The sequence below is a fragment of the Ruegeria sp. BJ5 genome (assembly GCF_056537865.1).
On the sequence record NZ_JBQFSH010000009.1, the window covers coordinates 1 to 2,500 of the forward strand.

General features: G+C 54.5%; 1 tRNA gene and 2 rRNA genes (1 of these 3 cut by a window edge). All 3 read right to left on the minus strand.

From position 1 onward, the window contains the following. Window positions 1–77 (minus strand) — tRNA-Met (locus ACR0NY_RS18965). Window positions 78–163: 86 nt separating this feature from the next. Further along, window positions 164–278, minus strand: a 5S ribosomal RNA gene (gene rrf / locus ACR0NY_RS18970). Window positions 279–498: 220 nt separating this feature from the next. Then, a 23S ribosomal RNA gene (locus ACR0NY_RS18975) occupies window positions 499–2,500 on the minus strand (it continues 828 nt past the right edge of the window).

Consider the following 2,500-nt stretch of genomic DNA (forward strand, 5'->3'; position numbering starts at 1 on the left):
TGGTTGCGGGAGCAGGATTTGAACCTGCGACCTTCAGGTTATGAGCCTGACGAGCTACCGGGCTGCTCCATCCCGCGACACTTTGGTTTGGTCTGTTGCCTATTTGGCTGTTTGAGACCTGGTCGTGTTTTTTCATCGTTTTTGAGAGGGGGGATTTTTCTAGGTTTGGCGGTGACCTACTCTCCCGGGGCTTGAGCCCAAGTACCATTGGCGCTGCAGTGCTTAACTTCCGGGTTCGGGATGGGACCGGGTGTTTCACTTGCGCTATGACCACCAAACCGAGGAAAATCCCCGTCGCTCTTTTTGCTTTGCAAAAAGGCGGCGCGCGGCAGGCAGCGTATTCGCGAAGCGAATGCGCGTTGCCGCACGGTTGTTGTGTCACCCCTTGCGGGGTTTCACATCAATCAACACCGTCGCTATTTGCGTAGCAAAAGCGACGTAATTGTCCAACTCAAGGTCAGTGTATGCTTTTGGTGATTTGTCTTTCTGTTACTGGATCAAATCAAGCCTATCGGGCGATTAGTACCGGTCAACTGAACGCATTGCTGCGCTTACATCTCCGGCCTATTGACGTGGTGGTCTTCCACGGCCCTCAGGGAGACCTTGTTTTGAGGGGGGCTTCCCGCTTAGATGCCTTCAGCGGTTATCCTGTCCGATCATAGCTACCCTGCACTGCTGCTGGCGCAACAACAGGTCCACCAGTGGATCGTTCACCCCGGTCCTCTCGTACTAGGGGCAACTCCTCTCAAGTCTCCTACACCCACGGCAGATAGGGACCGAACTGTCTCACGACGTTCTAAACCCAGCTCACGTACCTCTTTAAACGGCGAACAGCCGTACCCTTGGGACCTGCTCCAGCCCCAGGATGAGATGAGCCGACATCGAGGTGCCAAACACTGCCGTCGATATGGACTCTTGGGCAGTATCAGCCTGTTATCCCCGGCGTACCTTTTATCCGTTGAGCGATGGCCCTTCCACTCGGGACCACCGGATCACTATGGCCGTCTTTCGACTCTGCTCGACTTGTCAGTCTCGCAGTCAGGCTGGCTTCTGCCATTGCACTCAACGAGCGATTTCCGACCGCTCTGAGCCAACCTTCGCGCGCCTCCGTTACGCTTTAGGAGGCGACCGCCCCAGTCAAACTACCCGCCACGCAGGGTCCCGGATCCGGATAACGGACCGCGGTTAGACATCAAGAATGCAAAGGGTGGTATCTCAAGGGAGGCTCCACAGGAACTGGCGTCCCTGCTTCGAAGCCTACCACCTATCCTGCACATTGCAGTCCTGATGCCAGTGCGAAGCTGTAGTAAAGGTGCACGGGGTCTTTCCGTCTAACCGCGGGAAGCCTGCATCTTGACAGGCAATTCAATTTCGCTGAGTCGATGTTGGAGACAGCGGGGAAGTCGTTACGCCATTCGTGCAGGTCGGAACTTACCCGACAAGGAATTTCGCTACCTTAGGACCGTTATAGTTACGGCCGCCGTTTACCTGGGCTTCAATTCAAGGCTCTCACCTCTCCTTTTAACCTTCAGGCACCGGGCAGGCGTCAGACCCTATACGTCGTCTTGCGACTTCGCAGAGCCCTGTGTTTTTAATAAACAGTCGCCACCCCCTGGTTTGTGCCCCCAGCCCCTAGTTGCCTAGGAACCGGGCCTCCTTCTCGCGAACTTACGGAGGTATTTTGCCGAGTTCCTTCAACATCGTTCTCTCAAGCGCCTTGGTATGCTCTACCAGTCCACCTGTGTCGGTTTAGGGTACGGTCTGATGGAGGGCTATTTCCAGGAACCACTCAGCAGCCCAATCAATCCGATAAGATTGAACTACACCTGTGATCCGTCACATCCTCCTGGCCTAGGAATATTAACCTAGTTCCCATCGCCTACGCCTTTCGGCCTCGGCTTAGGGGCCGGCTTACCCTGCTCAGATTAGCTTTAAGCAGGAACCCTTGGACTTTCGGCGAGAGTGTCTCTCACACTCTTTGTCGCTACTCATGTCATCATTCTCACTAGTGATCTCTCCACCGGATCCCTCACAGGCCGGCTTCATCGAAAAGACTCGATCCTCCAAGGTGCCCCGAAAGACACTAAAGAGGATAAGTCTTATGTCACACTACGCTCTGCTACCATGCCTTACGGCATCCTAAGCTTCGGCTCATGGCTTGAGCCCCGTTACATCTTCGCCGCAGGACAACTTGTTTAGACCAGTGAGCTGTTACGCTATCTTTAAAGGATGGCTGCTTCTAAGCCAACCTCCTGGTTGTTTTGGTCGTCCCACCTGCTTTCCCACTTAGCCATGAATTGGGGGCCTTAGCTGTAGGTCAGGGTTGTTTCCCTCTCCACTACGGACGTTAGCATCCGCAGTGTGTCTGCCATCTAGTACTCCCGGGTATTCGGAGTTTGGTTAGGATCAGTAAGCCTGTGGGGCCCCATTACCCATCCAGTGCTCTACCCCCCGGGGTATTCGGATGACGCTCTACCTAAATAGATTTCGCAGAGAACCA